The following is a 15,433-nucleotide window of genomic DNA, read 5'->3' as shown; positions in this document are numbered from 1 at the left end:
CTTAGGCCGATTTTTATTTATTCAATTAATCGACACTGTAGAAAACACCCATGGGCAATAATACTTAATCATTTTGCGTGCTAAACGTGTGACTACCTGCTGGGGTTTTACAGATTACCCCAGGCTAAAAGCCCACTAAATATAATATTGCTCAAGGTGGTATTAAATTTTTTAACCGCTGTTTAAGTTAATGACTGGTATAGCCAGTAATAATATTGGCTAAATTACACCGTAAACACTATCTAAAAGTAATTTGTATGATATATACTATTATTTTAAAATCACTGACTGCAATTTGATGCAGTAAGCGGCGAGTAAGCACACATATAATGTACTCGCGTATTAAACTCATCTTCATTAAAGAGGACAGGAGAATCATGGCTGATATTAAACCATTCTTTCGATTAGACAGCGCAAACAGCACCGTTATTTTCGACTGCCAGAGCAAAACACCAGCGTTACTTTATTTTGGTAAGCGCCTATCTGAGCAAACAACTGAAACAATGCTAACTCAGCTTGCGACTCGTCAGGAAGTAAAATGTGCCGTGGTTGAAGAAGCACCTATTTCTCTTTCTCCACTATTAGGTGAAGGCTTTACAGGCGCGCCAGGGCTAGAGCTGTCAAACGACACCATAGCTTGGTCAGTTGGCCCTGCTCTTCAAGATGTTCGTCAGCCAACCCCTTCTAGCTTAGAGTTTGTAAGTGTTGATGAGTTGCGTGGTATTGAAGTAGTGCACAGCATCACACTTGATAGCAACACCGATGTGCTAAGTGCGCATACTGTATTAACTAATTTAAGTGATGCTCCGCTAAGCGTTAATTTTTGCGCCGCACCTACGTTCCAACTACCGGATAGCATGAACAAGCTAGTGAGCTTTGAAGGACGTTGGTCTAACGAATTTCAACGCCAATCGGTTGATTTAGTATTAGGCAGCTTTGTACGCGAAAACCGCAAAGGTAAAACATCGCACGACGTATTCCCTGGTTTATTAGTTCATAGCGAAGGCGCAGGCGAGCAACAAGGCGAGTGTTATGGCTTTCATTTAGGTTGGAGCGGTAACAACAAGCTACGCGCTGAGCTACTACCAGAAGGGCGCCGCTATGTGCAAATGGGTGAGTTATTATTACCGGGCGAGCTAACCCTTGCTAAAGGCCAAACGTATCAAAGCCCAAGTATTTATGGCTCGTTTTCGAGCGATGGCTTTAGTGCGCTGTCGCGTAATTTTCATCGCTTTGTTAAAGCTAACTTACTTAGCCAGGCGCAGCGCGAAAAAACACGCCCAGTGCATTACAACACGTGGGAAGGTATTTACTTCGATCACGATGTAGACACGCTAAAGCAGTTAGCCGATAAAGTAGCGCCATTAGGTATTGAGCGTTTTGTACTGGACGACGGTTGGTTTAAAGGTCGCCGAGGTGATTATGCAGGCCTAGGTGATTGGACCGTAGATTACGAAATTTACCCAGACGGCCTATCGCCAGTGATTGACCATGTAAACAGCTTAGGCATGGAGTTTGGTATTTGGTTTGAACCTGAAATGGTAAACCCAGATAGTGACTTATACCGCGCTCATCCTGATTGGGTATTAGGCTCAGAAAATAACGAGCAATTAAGCTTTAGAAACCAGTTGGTGCTTGATTTAACGCGCACTGAGGTTGTTGAATACCTATACAAAGCGATTGATGACATTTTAGTTGAATACCCAACAATTAAGTACATTAAATGGGATATGAACCGCGATATAAACCACGCGGGTAACTTCTCAGGCAAGCCTGCGGTGCATCAGCAAACACTGGCACTGTATCGCTTAATCGACCGTATTAAAGCGGCGCACCCAGGCCTTGAAATAGAAAGCTGTTCTTCAGGTGGTGCCCGTGTAGATTATGGTGTGCTTGCACACACAGACCGTGTATGGACGTCAGATTCTAACGATGCACTTGACCGTCTTGAAATTCAACGCGGCTGTTCGTTCTTCTTCCCATCGTCGGTTATGGGTGCACACGTAGGCCCTCGTGATTGTCATATCACAGGTCGTAATGTCAGTATTGAAATGCGTGCTGCGGTATCTATGTTTGGTCATATGGGTATTGAAATGGACCCACGTGAGCTGACCGATCACGAATACAATGCGCTTAAAGCGGCTATTGCGCTGCACAAAGAGCACCGTGAATTTATTCATGCTGCCGATTTGTACCGCCTCGATAGCGACGATTTATCAATTAACTTTGGTTTAATCGACGAGCAAAAATCAAAAGCGTTATTTGCGTATAACAGTGTACGCGAAACACCGCGTACTGCGCCTAATAAGCTTCGTTTTGTTGGATTAGATGCAGATACACAGTACACACTTAATTTAGTGTGGCCGGTTAAATTTGAAGAATACCGACCTTCGTCAATTGCCGCTGTTAACGGGCAAACTTTTACGGGTGAAGCATTGATGGAATTTGGCCTACAAATGCCAATTTCATTCCCGCAAACATCGCTTATTTTTGAGCTTAACAAAGCTTAAAATATAGCAAGCAGTAAAAAGGGAGCTAATTAGCTCCCTTTTTTTAATAATGTTTTTTAAGCTATTAGTCGAGTTTAGACTCAATCAGCTCAAGCGCTTCTTCTAAAATGGTTTCTACTGCTTTTTTAGCGCGCTCTGGATTGCGCGATTTAATCGTATCTAAAATATCAGCATGCTTTGCAACGTCGGCCCCTGGCACACCTTTAATGTGGTTGGTGTAACGAATACTTACGCGCAGCGCGGTGCTAATAAATTCAGTGAGCTGTACAAAAAAGCGGTTATTACTGGCTACTAAAATACTGGTATGAAAGGCAATATCGGCTTCAAGCGGATCGTCTAAGCCTTGGTCTGCATCGGCCATGCGGGCAAGTGCGTTGTCTATTTCAGCAAGTTGTTCGGCACTGGCATTTTCAGCTGCTAGGGCAGCGGCTTGTGGCTCAAGTGCGACACGTACTTGTGTAAACTCTTTTAATAAAGAAAGCGACGGTTTACTGCTTAAAATCCAGCGCAGTACATCTGTGTCAAACATATTCCAGCTGCTTTCTGGCAGTACGCGGATCCCTTGCTTAGGGCGAGAAGATATTAAGCCCTTAGCAGAGAGCATTTTTACAGCTTCGCGTGTTGCACTGCGGCTCACATCGTATTTTACGCATAGGTCAGCTTCTGAGGGCAGGCCTTCGTTAACTGGGTAAACGCCACGCACAATTGCAAAGCCTAAATCATGGGTTAATTGTTGTGTTAAATTTTGACGAGGTTGGCTTTTCATTGAGCGTTATCCGAATGAGTTATTGCTTTATTATATATCATATATCATATTAATGTACGAAAGGATATGTTATAAACTTTGTTAAAGGCAAGTATTTTAACACAGCTGTAACAGTAATCCTCTTTAGCAAATAATTATAAATATTGAGAGGGGCAGTCTGTATTATGGAGAAACGCATTTGAATAATCACGCTCACTACCCCAGTATTTCTGGCAAAGTTGTTTTTATTACCGGGGGTGCTTCAGGCATTGGCCGTGCAATGGTAAAAGCGTTTGCCGCTCAAGCTGCCAAAATTGCCTTTATAGATATTAATAACGAGGCTGCTCAATCTCTTATAGCCTCATTGCCTAACGCCAAATTGTGGTTTAGACAGGTTGATGTAACCGACTCAAATGCTTTACAGCAATCTTTGGTAGATGCATGTGCTGAACTAGGCGCTATTAATGTACTGGTAAACAATGTAGCCAACGACCGCCGCCAAGCCAGTGAAGACGTTACAGTACAAGATTGGGATCAATGCCTACAAATTAACTTAAATCCGGCGTTTTTTGCCTCGCAAGTTGCTATGTCTTTTATGAAAAGCGAAGGCGCGGGGAGCATTATTAATTTTAGCTCTATCAATGCCATCATGGGGCAGCCACAAATGGCGGGCTACGTAACGGCAAAGGCCGGTTTAATCGGCATGACTAAAGCACTGGCGCGCGATTATGGTGAATTTGGTATTCGGGTGAATGCTATTTTACCGGGTTGGGTTGCCACCGACCGCCAATTAGCCAGTTGGTTTACCGAGCAAGAGCAAGTGAAGTGGATGGAAGCCATGGCACTTAAAAAGTTAGTAACCCCTGAAGATGTAGCTAATTTGGCACTTTTTTTAGCTGCCGACGAAAGCAGTATGATCACCGGTCAAGGTATTAAAATTGACGGTGGGAGGCTCTAAGTTGCAGCACTTAAACCTTTTTATAGCCGTAGATTGGGGCACGAGTCATTTACGCGCCTATTTATGCAGCGTAAATACCACAGGGCAGTTAACTTTAATTGCTCAGCGCGACGGCCCAGGTGTGATTAGAGATAAACAAAACTTTGAACATACTTTAATTGGTGTCGTTGCACCATGGACCAGCGAATACGGCGTTTTACCTATTTATATGGCAGGGCAAATCACCTCAAGTATTGGCTGGAAAGAAACCCCTTATTTAGCGTGCCCTATAAACCCCGAAAGCCTGCTTAGTGGCGCAATTAATTTTGATTGTGCAGGTAATAAAGTCAGTGCTTTGCCTGGTACAAAATGCACATTACAAAACAATTTATTTGATGTAATGCGCGGCGAAGAGCTGCAAATTTTAGGTTTTTTAAAACAAAACCCGGCCTATCAGCACGGCAACGTACTCATTTGTTTACCCGGTACCCATACTAAATGGGTGCTGTTAAAAGATGGCCAAATTATCTGTTTTAAAACCGCAATGACCGGCGAATTATACGACTTGCTATGTCATCAAAGTGTGCTTATTCCTAACGACTGTGAAGCGGGGGTATTTGATTGGCATGCATTTGAGCAAGGCTGTGAACTCACGTTAGGCAGTGACAGCGGTAATTTGGCGCACGGTATTTTTAGTGTCCGTACGCGCCAGCTTTCAAAAGAGTTAACACCAGTGCAAGCCAAGGCATACTTGTCGGGCGTGCTTATTGGTAGTGATGTACGCGCTGCACGCCATGCCAGTGAATGGCAATTGGTGAATAATTCTAAAGTAGTGGTTATTGGCACAGAGCAACTAAATACCTGCTTTACCCATGCGTTAAATTGCATTGGTGTGCAATGTTTAGAGTTTGACGTAAAAGAGGCTACGTTAAGTGGTTTTAACTACTTATTTAATAGTAATAAAACCAAGTAATATAAAAAAGCCCCCAATATTGATTGTGCAATTATTGGGGGCTAGTTATTAAATTAAGTAAGGGTTAAAGCTGCTGTTAGGCTGTTTTAGCCGCTTGGCTTTGCGTAATATAATGATTAAGCGTTGCCACTTGTGCTTCATTAAAGCGCAGTCCTAGTTTGCTTCTGCGCCATAGAATATTGTAAGCGTTACCCGCCCATTCTTCATTTAGTAAGTAATCAACTTCTGCTGCAAATAAGCCATGACCAAAGTCTTGGCCTAAATCACTGAGCTGGGTTGCACTGCCTAAAATTAGTTTTGCACGAGTCCCGTAGGTACGTACAAAGCGTTTAAGAGTGATTTCTGGTAACCAACTATAAGCCGCTTTAAGCTCATTGGCCAGCGCTTCTACCGAGCTAAAATCGCCACCGGGTAAGGCGCTGTGTTTGGTCCACGCTTCACTCATTTGTGGGTAAAATTCTTCAAGCTTATTCACTGCAGCTTCGGCAAGTTTACGGTAGGTGGTAATTTTGCCACCAAACACACTTAACAGTGGTGTGTGTTTGCCTTCACTTGAAAGCTCTAACTTGTAATCACGCGTTACTTTTTGTGCATTCACTGATTCGTCATCAAGCAGTGGGCGCACACCCGAAAAGGTATGTACTATGTCTTCGCGTTTAATGTGGTTTTTAAAGTAGCTGTTAGTAATATCGATTAAGTAATCGATTTCTTCATCACTAATTTTTACATCTTGCGCTGCGCCTTTGTGTTCAACATCGGTGGTGCCTACTAGCGAGTAGTCATCTTCAAACGGTATAACAAACACAATGCGCTGATCTTTATTTTGTAAAATGTAGGCTTGTTTTTCATCGTGAATACGCGGCACCACAATATGGCTGCCTTTAACAAGGCGAATATTTTGTGGCGATTTTTCTATCAGTGCTTCGTCAAATAATTTTGCTACCCACGGGCCTGCTGCATTAACAATACCTTTGGCTTTAATAGTTTGTTGTGCCTTAGTTTGTTGTTGCTCAAGCGTTACCTGCCATTGGTTATCGATGCGTTTTGCACTTACGCACTTGGTTTGCGTAGCAATGGTCGCGCCTTTGTTTTGGGCAGCTAAGGCGTTTAAAATTACCAAACGTGAATCATCAACCCAGCCATCTGAGTATTCAAACCCTTTGGTAATTGAAGGTTCTAATACGCTGTTTTCACCAAATTTAATGCCACGCGAGCCAGCCAGTGTTTCGCGCTTAGCTAGGTTGTCGTACATAAATAAGCCAATGCGGATCATCCATGCAGGGCGTAGGTGCGATTGGTGCGGTAGCCTAAAGGTAAGCGGCCACATAATATGCGGGGCATTTTTAAGCAGCACTTCGCGCTCAGCCAAGGCTTCTTTTACCAATCTAAATTCGTAATGTTCAAGGTAGCGTAAACCGCCGTGGATCAGCTTAGAACTATTTGAAGACGTTGCACTGGCAAGGTCTGATTGTTCACACAATAGAACTTTTAATCCTCTGCCTGCTGCATCAGCTGCTATTCCAGTGCCGTTTACACCGCCACCGACGACGAGTAGGTCGTATTCGTTATCTGCTAATTCCACCGAGCTAACCTTTTTATTTGTAATATAAATAAGACATATAGCATCATAAAGCTGTGGCTCTTATTTGACAATAGATAACCGCGCTTTTTGCTTGTTAATTTTTAATCCTGATCTTTTTAAAACATACAGCGTACAACGCGCCATTTAAGCGCTGTTGCCGGTGTTTTGTAAGCCGCTAATTTTAATTAGCGGCTGGGCGTTTTACGCTTGTTTGCTATCGTCACTAGAGAGACAAACTTGCGCTACACAGTGCTGCCACTTTGCGTATAAATCGTTACGTTCGTCAGCGCTCATTGTTGGCTCAAAGCGACGGTCGCAGGTCCACATTTTTGCTAATTGCTCAGTTGACTCATACACACCGGTTTGTAAGCCTGCTAAGTATGCTACGCCTAAAGAGGTGGTTTCGGTCACTGTTGGGCGCTCTACCGTTGCGCCTAAAATGTTTGATAAAAAGGTCAGTACCCAGTTATTTTTAACCATACCGCCATCTACCCGTAACACGCTTGGGCGTAAGCCATCACGTTCCATTGCTTTTTGTAAGTCTTTGGTTTGATACCCAACCGATTGCAGCGCAGCAGCAACAATGGTGCTAATGCCCGAGTCGCGGGTTAAGCCTAAAATAGCGCCACGTGCATTAGGGTCCCAGTAGGGCGCGCCTAAACCTGTAAACGAAGGCACTAAAAATACCCCATGATCAAGCGGTACATCTTTTACTAACGATTCGCTCTCTCCAGCATGGCTTAATAGTTTTAAGCCTTCAACAATCCACTGCATCGTGGCGCCTGCCATAAAAATGCTGCCTTCAATGGCATATGTTGGTTTGCCATTTAGCCTATAAGCCACCGTGGTTAGTAAGCGGTTTTCTGAGGTAAGCGCTTTTTCGCCGGTATTCAGCATTAAAAAACAGCCCGTACCGTAAGTACTTTTTGCCATACCTTGCTCAAAACATGCGTGGCCAACAAGGGCTGCTTGCTGATCGCCGGCAATACCACATACGCGTATTGGTGCACCAAAAATATCGTCGCTGGTTGAGCCAAATTCGTCGGCTGAGTCCATCACTTGGGGCAGCATAGATTCAGGAATTTCGAATAAATCGAGTAGTTCTTGATCCCATTGCTGAGTATGAATATTAAATAACATAGTGCGTGATGCATTGGTGGCGTCGGTGCGGTGCTCTTTGCCACCGGTTAACTGCCATAGTAAGTAGGTATCAACGGTACCAAACGCCAGTTCACCTGCAAGGGCTTGTTCGCGTGCGCCTTCAACGTTGTCTAAAATCCAGCGCACTTTAGTGGCCGAAAAATACGGGTCTAGCAGTAAGCCGGTTTTATCGCTTATGGTTTGGCAAAGCTCGTCAGTGCTTAGGCTTTCGCAGTAATCGCTGGTGCGGCGGTCTTGCCACACAATGGCGTTATAAATAGGTTTGCCGGTTTTTTTGTTCCACACTAAAGTGGTTTCACGTTGGTTGGTGATACCAATGGCAATAATTTCTTCAGGCTTAACGTTTTTATCTGCTAATACTTCGCGGCTGGTACTTAGCACGGTTTGCCAAATATCGTTAGGGTCGTGTTCTACCCAACCATTTTGTGGAAAATGCTGCGAAAATTCTTGTTGTGCTGAGCCAAAAACGTCTGCATCTTTTGTAAACAAGATGGCCCGAGAGCTTGTGGTTCCTTGATCAATTGAGAGTATGTATTTTGACATGATATTTGTGTTATTTATCTTATCTTATATATGACTAGATTGCCTTTAACTTACATTAATGGCAATGATTTTTTCTTAAAATAGCCGTTTAAAAAATAAGCACGCTGTTTTTATTTGCTAACTCTTTTAAATAACAGGTGTTTTATAGCAGCATTATTTTAAGTGCGTATGCGGCTAAATATAAAAATAGCCGCCAAAGTTTGTGTTACTTGGTGCGCGGTTTAGCTTGTTGCCAATCCATACCAGTAGAAAAACGATTATCAAACCCATGCCATGCTGGCAGTGGCTTACCATTAACCACAGCTTGGTCGCCATTTTGTGGTAAGTCTAGGTATTCACATTGGCTGGTAATGCCTTTTACGTGGCAGTCCATCATAGCAAGTACAAAGTGTTTGTTGGTCTCGTTTAGGGTGCGCATTGACCACGATGGCTCGTAGTAATGGCCTATATCTAATTCGCTGCTACGTTTGGCAATAGCAGGAGCAGGGTGCGGCGCAATATTATGGCGCGCATTTTTGTAAGTAAGCAGGTACTTGTCGGTGCTGCCCGTTTGGTTATATAGGTTTTTAATGCCTTCATAACCGGATATATCATCTAAGCTACCCGCGATATAAAGCGAAGGCACTTTAATGTTTTGCATAGCACTGGCATTAAATAAGTTATGTTGCCCGCCCCAAGGCGCAAAGGCCACCATAGCTTTTATGCGTGTATCTACTTGTGGGTTTTTATATTGCCCACCTGCACAGCTATTGAGTAATTGCTGCACTTGTTTTATTTGTGCAGGGTCTTTCATACCGGTAAACATTGCAGTAGTTTTCTCATTAAAGTCATAACAGCCACCAACTGTATTAACCGCGCCAAAACCACCCATAGAGTAACCAATTATGCCTGCTTTTTTGTTATCCACTTGCTTGCTGGCAAAGTTGCTCTGTTCGTTAAAGTAGTTAAGTACAAATTGTTGATCGCGTGAGCGGTTAATAAGGGTACTAAAAAAGCCCGAAAACGGCGCATTTTTAAAATCAACATCTGCATTGGTTGAGTCGGTATGATCTATGGCTGCCACAATGTACCCATGCGATGCTAAATGTTCGCCCAAGTAATACATAATTGTACGATAGCCGGTATAACCGTGTGAGAGCACAATAACAGGGTAGTGCTCTTTGTTATTAATGGCTACATCGCGCATGGCATCGGCTTGTAAGGTAAACGCTTTACCTGTACGGGTTATGTCGCTGTAGCTGGTTAAGGGTGCGTTTGCACTGTTTGCTGCTGGGTACCACACTTCTACTTTTAAAGGGCGATCTTTTTCCCCTTGGGTTGCAGGGTCAAACTGCGCGGGATTTATTAAATCAAGCGTTTGTACGCCAACGCTGTAACTACCTTTAGCAGTAAGCTCAGGAAGTACTTCGCTGGTTAAAGGTGGGTAGAGTTGCTCAGGCGTTTTTTGATCTGCAAAAACAGTACTTGCTGTTAAGCAGCCCGTTGCTAGCAGCAAGGCTTTTGAAAGCGCCTTTAACGTGTGTGTGGTTGTCATTGTGTATCCTTGTTGTGTGTATTTTTTATTATTAATCTAGCTGATGGGCTTCAACGCTATCGCTGTATTTAAGCTGCCACTGCGCCCGAAGCGTATCCATTATGTGCATTACCCGCAGGCTTGTGCTGAGCGGTAATACATTGCTTTGTGTTTGTTGTTGTAAAATACATTCGCTAGCGTGAGCAATTTCAAATTTAAAGTTTTCATCGTCATTAAAGCTAAAATCAAACTGCTGCATTTGCTGGGTGTTTAAATGAAGCTCTAGCGACTGTGCACCAACAAATTCAGCAATGCGAATATACCCGTGCTCCCCTAAAATACAGGCTTCGGTAGGGCCATTTTGTTGTAACGCGCTACTAAGCTGCGCAAATTGCCCTTGGCCGTAATTTATAAGGGTTACACTGCGCTCATCTACGCCGGTCGTGCTTTTGTGTACTAATGATTTAATTTGTTCAGGGGCTTTATTAAATACCACATCGGCAATCGATATAGGGTAAATACCTAAATCAAGCAATGCGCCACCTGCGGTCGCAGGGTTCATTAAACGGTGTGAGTCAGCAAAGTTGCCCGCTAGGCTAAAGTTGGCATTAACACTGTGTACTTTGCCTATGATGCCCTCGCTTAATAACTGCTGCAGTTTTACTATGGCAGGTAAAAAGCGCATCCAAACACCTTCCATTAAAAAGCAGTTTTGTTGTTCGGCTAACTGGCTAAGGGTTGTGAGTTGCTGTGCATTAACAGTAATGGGCTTTTCGCTGAGTACATGCTTATCGTTCACTAAGCATTGCGCAATAGTTTTAAAGTGTTGCTCGTGGGTATTAGCAATATATATGGCGTCAATGTGTGGGCATTGCATAAGGGCCTGGTAGCTCTCATAGCCTTTAACTGAATAGTGTGTGGCAAATTCTTTTGCGCGTTGCTCGCTGGTCGATGCAGCGCCAATAAGCTGTGCATTAGCGCAATGCGCAATGCTTTTAGCAAAGGTGTGAGCAATATTGCCACACCCAATAATACCCCAATTAACCTTTGCCATGCTTATTCCTTAATGATGTTTAAAAAGACGTAATTTGTAATCCTGAACCTGCTGAACATACGTAAATGTCGGCATTTAAATTAAAACGCTCAAAGTAGTGCTGCTCAACCGCTGCTTTAATAAGTGGTACTTCTGCATCACGGCATAAACACACAATCGCACCGCCAAAGCCACCGCCGGTCATACGTACTGCACCGCGTTCGCCCATCGCTTCTTTACAAATTTCTACTAGGCCGTCGGTTGCTGGTACGGTTACTTCAAAGTAATGCTTAAGCGATTGGTGCGATGCCGCCATTAGCTCGCGTAGCGTATCAATGTCGTTATTTTGCAGCGCTTTAGTTGCTGCAATTACACGCTCGTTTTCGCTAATTACATGGTGTGCACGTTTGTATTCGTTTTCGCTTAGTGCATCTTTAGTTGCTTCAAGCGTGTCCATGGTGGCTTTACGAAGCGTGGCTACATTCATTTTTGCAGCTGCTTGCTCACAGTCAACACGACGTTGGTTGTACTCGCTATCTACCAATTTACGTGGGTAGTTAGAGTTAACAATAACAATGTTTAAATCATCGGGTACTTTTACTGATTCAGTTGCTAGGTTTTCACAGTCAATTAAAAGCGCATGGCCGTTTTCGCCTTTTGCCGAAATAAGCTGATCCATAATGCCCGATTGGCAATGCATAAAGTCGTTTTCGGCTTCTTGGCCTAGTAAGGCAATTTTTTCTTCGCTTAAGCCAAGCTGTGCAATATGGTTAAACATACCACCAATGGCCACTTCTAATGCCGCCGATGAAGATAAGCCACTGCCTTGCGGTAAGTTACTGTCAATAAGTAAATCGGCGCCGCGTAAAGTATGGCCCGCGCGCTTTAAAACAAATGACACGGCACGGATATAGTTACCCCATTGCGATTGCCCTTCGCTGATATCTTCATCAACACTAAAGCTGTCTTTTTCGCCTGGGTAATTTAACGAATGCACAGTAATGATGTTGTCGTCGCGCTCTTTAAACATAACTTGAGTACGAAACTCTAACGAGCACGGGAATACAAAGCCGTCGTTGTAATCGGTAAATTCGCCAATTAGGTTTACACGCCCAGGTGCTGCAGCAATACCTTGAGCAGGCGCACCGTACAGTGATAAAAATTGTTGTTGAAAATCGTTAAGCGTCATCTGTGTGTCCTGCTGTTTTTTTGTAGTGTGTGGTACTGGCTGCTTGTAAAATAGAGGCAGCTGTTTCTGCGCTTAAATCGCGCTGGCTTTCGCCTAACATTTCGTAGCCAACCATGTGTTTTTTAACGGTGGCAGAGCGAAGTAGCGGCGGGTAAAAATGGGCATGTAAGCGCCAATGTTGCTCATCTGAGCCACGATTAGCCGGTGCATTGTGCCATCCCATAGAATACGGGAAGCTACAATTAAATACGTTGTCGTATTTAGTGGTTAATACTTTAAGCGCTTGTGCTAAGGCGTCTGTTTGCGCATCGTTTAGCTGGCTAAAGTTTTGAATGTTATCTTTAGTTACAAGCAGTGTTTCAAACGGCCATGCTGCCCAAAATGGCACCACAACAAGCCAGTGCTCGTTTTCAAATACGACGCGGGTTTTATCTGCTTGCTCTTTTTGCACGTAATCGGCAAGCATCGCGCTGCCATGCTTTTTAAAATAGGCAAGCTGCTGGGTATCTTCGGCTTCTATTTCGGTTGATAAGTGCGAATGCGCCCATACTTGGCCGTGTGGATGAGGTTGCGAGCAACCCATGATCTCGCCTTTATTTTCAAACACCTGAACACATTCATAGTGTTGTGCAAGTTCTGTGTAGTTGTCTTTCCAGGTTTTTACTACTTCGTGTAGGGCATCGTGCTCAAGCTCTGGCAGTGTTTTGTTATGCTCTGGCGAAAAACAAATTACACGGCATTCGCCGCTTGCTTCATCAGCAATAAATAAATCGCTGTCTGAGTCTAAGCTTTGCGATTGCTCGCTCTCATTAGGGGTCAGTGCGCCAAAGTCATTTCTAAATACATGGGTGTATTTGTAATCTGGGTTGCTGTCGCCATTTGCACGGGTGTTGCTTGGGCAAAGTGGGCAGCTTTCATCGTGTTTTGGTAGTACGCTTTCGTTTACTGCTTCTGTAGCGCCTAACCACGGGCGGTTATTACGATGCGGTGATACTAATACCCAGCGTCCCGTTAGCGGGTTTTTACGTCTGTGAGTACTTTCTAATAAAGCCATGTTAACTCTCCAACCCACTTGGGTAATTAGTTTGCCAGCGCCATGTGTCGTTAGTCATGTCGCTCAGTGTTAGTTCTGCGTGCCAGTTAAGGGTGGTTTGCGCTTTTGTGGCATCGGCGTAATTACAGGCAATATCGCCTGCTCGGCGCGGTGCACTTTTATAAGGAATATCTTTATTGGCTGATGCGCTAAATGCTTTGATCATATCAAGCACCGAATACCCTTGGCCTGTGCCTAGGTTGTATGCATGAAAGGCGGTATCTGTTTTATGTTGCATAAAGGCCGCTACATGGCCTTTAGCTAAATCTAAAACGTGAATATAGTCGCGCACGCCGGTGCCATCTTTGGTGTCGTAGTCGTCACCAAAAATATTAACCACTTCGCGTTTACCTACCGCAGTTTGAGCAATAAATGGCATTAAGTTATTTGGAATACCATTAGGGCTTTCGCCTAATAAGCCGCTTGGGTGTGCACCAACTGGGTTAAAGTAGCGAAGAGCAATGCCCATAAATTGGCTGTTGGCATTACATACGTCTTGCATGGCTTGTTCAACCATAACTTTACTCCAACCGTATGGGTTAGTAGCGCGTATAGGGTGTTTTTCATCAATAGGTAGGTAGTCTGGCTCGCCGTACACAGTGGCCGATGAGCTAAATATAATATGGTTAACGCCTACCTCTTGCATGTTTTGTAGCATGCTTAATGTGCCCGACACATTGTTTTGGTAATAACGCAGTGGTTGCTCGGTTGATTCACCTACCGCTTTAAGTGCTGCAAAGTGAAATACAGCCTCAGCTTGGCTGTGTTTAAGGGCGAGTTTAAACTGCTGCTCGTCTTGAATGTCACCTAAAATAAACTCAAAACGGGTACCGGTAATTTTTTCGAGTTGATCAAGCACACGGGGGCTTGCGTTAGATAAGTTGTCGTAAATAACTGGGGTAATGCCTGCCTCATGGAGGGCAATACATGTGTGGCTACCTATATAACCCATACCGCCTGTAACTAAAACTTTCATGTGTTTTCTCGAAAAGTGTATTTATATGATAAATACTACTATTAAGGTAATTTAAAAACAATAGTTATGATTGTCCGTTATTTCAAATAAACGCTTAAAATTCACCCAAGCAAAGGCACAATGGCTATACCTACTTAATAAGGGCGCATAGGTTTATCAATTAATTCTATAAACTGATTCTACTGAGCCACTAATTATTAGTCGCTAAAAGTGGTGGTACTATTAATAAATAGCAGTGAGCTAATGCGTGTGTAATTTGTCGTTATTGCAATGGCCAAAGTCTTAATACAAAAAGGAACGTTCAACATGAAAAAAACAATTTTATTAACCGGTGCCACCGACGGTATTGGCCTAGAGACCGCTAAAATGTTGTTAGCGCAAGGGCATACTGTATTATTACACGGGCGCAACCAAGACAAGTTAAATACCGTACAAGCAAGCTTAAATGCTGATTACCCGCAAGCAAGCACAGCCACCTACATTGCCGATTTAAGCGATATGGCGCAAGTAAACACCTTGGCTCAGTCAGTGTTAGCCGACTTACAAAACGCGAATAAAATACTTGATGTAGTTATTAATAACGCCGGTGTTTATAAATTGGCAAATATCACTACTGTAAATGGGCTAGATGCACGGTTTGCAGTTAATACGTTAGCGCCTTATTTACTTACTAAAGCGTTACTGCCTGTAATGAACACGCAATCACGTGTGGTTAACGTGTCATCGGCTGCACAAACCAGCGTTAACTTTGACTCGTTAGTGGGCAACAAGCCACTATCAGATAGCGCAGCCTACGCGCAAAGCAAATTGGCTATTACTATGTGGTCGCGTCACTTAGGTTTAGCACTTAAAGGCAGCGGGCCATTAGTTGTTGCGGTAAACCCTAAGTCGTTACTAGGTAGTAAAATGGTAAAAGATGCCTACGGGCTTGCTGGTGGCGACTTAAAACTAGGCGCTGATATTTTTTGCCGCGCCGCATTAAGTGACGAATTTAAAGATGCCACTGGCCTTTATTTCGATAACGATGCAGAGCGCTTTGCACCGCCACATCCAGATGCGCTCAACCCTGCTAAAAATCAGCAGTTAGTTGATACGTTAGATAGCCTGCTTGCTCAGCTAAATGCTGATAGCTAGTAGCAAAATAACGCAAAAAGATTTTACTCATGCCTTATAAGGCT

At 43.7% G+C, this 15,433-nt stretch carries 12 protein-coding genes; 4 read left to right on the top strand and 8 right to left on the bottom strand.

The features are described from left to right. The first annotated feature begins 377 nt into the window (after window positions 1-377). Window positions 378-2,510, top strand: a complete 2,133-nt coding sequence (locus MSC25_RS09885) for an alpha-galactosidase (RefSeq protein WP_054983385.1) — start codon at window positions 378-380, stop codon at window positions 2,508-2,510. A 64-nt stretch (window positions 2,511-2,574) separates the two neighbouring features. Here MSC25_RS09885 and MSC25_RS09880 read toward each other — a convergent pair whose 3' ends face one another. After that, entirely contained in the window at window positions 2,575-3,276 is a 702-nt protein-coding gene (locus MSC25_RS09880; protein ID WP_004588172.1) for a FadR/GntR family transcriptional regulator, read from the bottom strand. 178 nt (window positions 3,277-3,454) lie between these two features. On the opposite strand from MSC25_RS09880, the gene MSC25_RS09875 reads away from it, so the two are divergent. Both MSC25_RS09875 and MSC25_RS09870 read left to right on the top strand, forming a co-directional pair. Continuing rightward, window positions 3,455-4,213, top strand: coding sequence for an SDR family NAD(P)-dependent oxidoreductase (locus MSC25_RS09875; RefSeq protein ID WP_024032022.1), 759 nt, complete (start codon window positions 3,455-3,457; stop codon window positions 4,211-4,213). A 1-nt stretch (window position 4,214) separates the two neighbouring features. Continuing rightward, the gene (locus MSC25_RS09870) at window positions 4,215-5,165 is read left to right on the top strand and encodes a 2-dehydro-3-deoxygalactonokinase (RefSeq protein WP_248443288.1); all 951 of its coding nucleotides are present in this window, start codon (window positions 4,215-4,217) and stop codon (window positions 5,163-5,165) included. A gap of 76 nt (window positions 5,166-5,241) precedes the next feature. Here the strand turns inward: MSC25_RS09870 and glpD are convergent, their stop codons facing one another. The 7 genes from glpD to galE form a co-directional block, all read right to left on the bottom strand. Then, window positions 5,242-6,747, bottom strand: a complete 1,506-nt coding sequence (gene glpD / locus MSC25_RS09865) for a glycerol-3-phosphate dehydrogenase (protein ID WP_248443287.1) — start codon at window positions 6,745-6,747, stop codon at window positions 5,242-5,244. 201 nt (window positions 6,748-6,948) lie between these two features. Further along, on the bottom strand, window positions 6,949-8,451 hold the full coding sequence (gene glpK, locus MSC25_RS09860) for a glycerol kinase GlpK (protein ID WP_039972273.1): 1,503 nt from the start codon (window positions 8,449-8,451) through the stop codon (window positions 6,949-6,951). Window positions 8,452-8,656: 205 nt separating this feature from the next. Then, window positions 8,657-9,985, bottom strand: a complete 1,329-nt coding sequence (locus MSC25_RS09855) for a dienelactone hydrolase family protein (protein ID WP_248443286.1) — start codon at window positions 9,983-9,985, stop codon at window positions 8,657-8,659. 31 nt (window positions 9,986-10,016) lie between these two features. After that, window positions 10,017-11,018 (bottom strand): Gfo/Idh/MocA family oxidoreductase, encoded by a 1,002-nt coding sequence (locus tag MSC25_RS09850; RefSeq protein WP_248443285.1) that lies wholly within the window; start codon window positions 11,016-11,018, stop codon window positions 10,017-10,019. A 19-nt stretch (window positions 11,019-11,037) separates the two neighbouring features. Continuing rightward, window positions 11,038-12,186 (bottom strand): galactokinase, encoded by a 1,149-nt coding sequence (gene galK, locus MSC25_RS09845; protein ID WP_024032028.1) that lies wholly within the window; start codon window positions 12,184-12,186, stop codon window positions 11,038-11,040. Next, window positions 12,176-13,240, bottom strand: a complete 1,065-nt coding sequence (locus MSC25_RS09840) for a UDP-glucose--hexose-1-phosphate uridylyltransferase (protein ID WP_029774133.1) — start codon at window positions 13,238-13,240, stop codon at window positions 12,176-12,178. The genes galK and MSC25_RS09840 overlap by 11 nt, the downstream gene beginning before the upstream one ends. A 1-nt stretch (window position 13,241) precedes the next feature. Beyond that, window positions 13,242-14,255: a UDP-glucose 4-epimerase GalE gene (galE, locus tag MSC25_RS09835; RefSeq protein WP_054983392.1), complete on the bottom strand. Its 1,014-nt coding sequence runs from the start codon at window positions 14,253-14,255 to the stop codon at window positions 13,242-13,244. A 306-nt stretch (window positions 14,256-14,561) separates the two neighbouring features. Here galE and MSC25_RS09830 point away from each other — a divergent pair, with 306 nt between their 5' ends. After that, window positions 14,562-15,389, top strand: coding sequence for an SDR family NAD(P)-dependent oxidoreductase (locus MSC25_RS09830; RefSeq protein WP_248443284.1), 828 nt, complete (start codon window positions 14,562-14,564; stop codon window positions 15,387-15,389). The last annotated feature ends 44 nt before the right edge of the window (window positions 15,390-15,433 follow it).

Source organism: Pseudoalteromonas sp. 1CM17D (genome assembly GCF_023161805.1).
Lineage (GTDB): Bacteria > Pseudomonadota > Gammaproteobacteria > Enterobacterales > Alteromonadaceae > Pseudoalteromonas > Pseudoalteromonas atlantica.
This window is presented reverse-complemented; position numbering and strand designations above follow the sequence as displayed.

Bases quoted from the DNA above. Each gene is read 5' to 3' on its own strand.
- MSC25_RS09885 (WP_054983385.1), top strand. From the start codon at position 378: ATGGCTGATATTAAACCATTCTTTCGATTAGACAGCGCAAACAGCACC.
- MSC25_RS09880 (WP_004588172.1), bottom strand. From the start codon at position 3,276: ATGAAAAGCCAACCTCGTCAAAATTTAACACAACAATTAACCCATGAT.
- glpK (WP_039972273.1), bottom strand. From the start codon at position 8,451: ATGTCAAAATACATACTCTCAATTGATCAAGGAACCACAAGCTCTCGG.
- MSC25_RS09855 (WP_248443286.1), bottom strand. From the start codon at position 9,985: ATGACAACCACACACACGTTAAAGGCGCTTTCAAAAGCCTTGCTGCTA.
- MSC25_RS09850 (WP_248443285.1), bottom strand. From the start codon at position 11,018: ATGGCAAAGGTTAATTGGGGTATTATTGGGTGTGGCAATATTGCTCAC.
- galK (WP_024032028.1), bottom strand. From the start codon at position 12,186: ATGACGCTTAACGATTTTCAACAACAATTTTTATCACTGTACGGTGCG.
- MSC25_RS09840 (WP_029774133.1), bottom strand. From the start codon at position 13,240: ATGGCTTTATTAGAAAGTACTCACAGACGTAAAAACCCGCTAACGGGA.
- galE (WP_054983392.1), bottom strand. From the start codon at position 14,255: ATGAAAGTTTTAGTTACAGGCGGTATGGGTTATATAGGTAGCCACACA.
- MSC25_RS09830 (WP_248443284.1), top strand. From the start codon at position 14,562: ATGAAAAAAACAATTTTATTAACCGGTGCCACCGACGGTATTGGCCTA.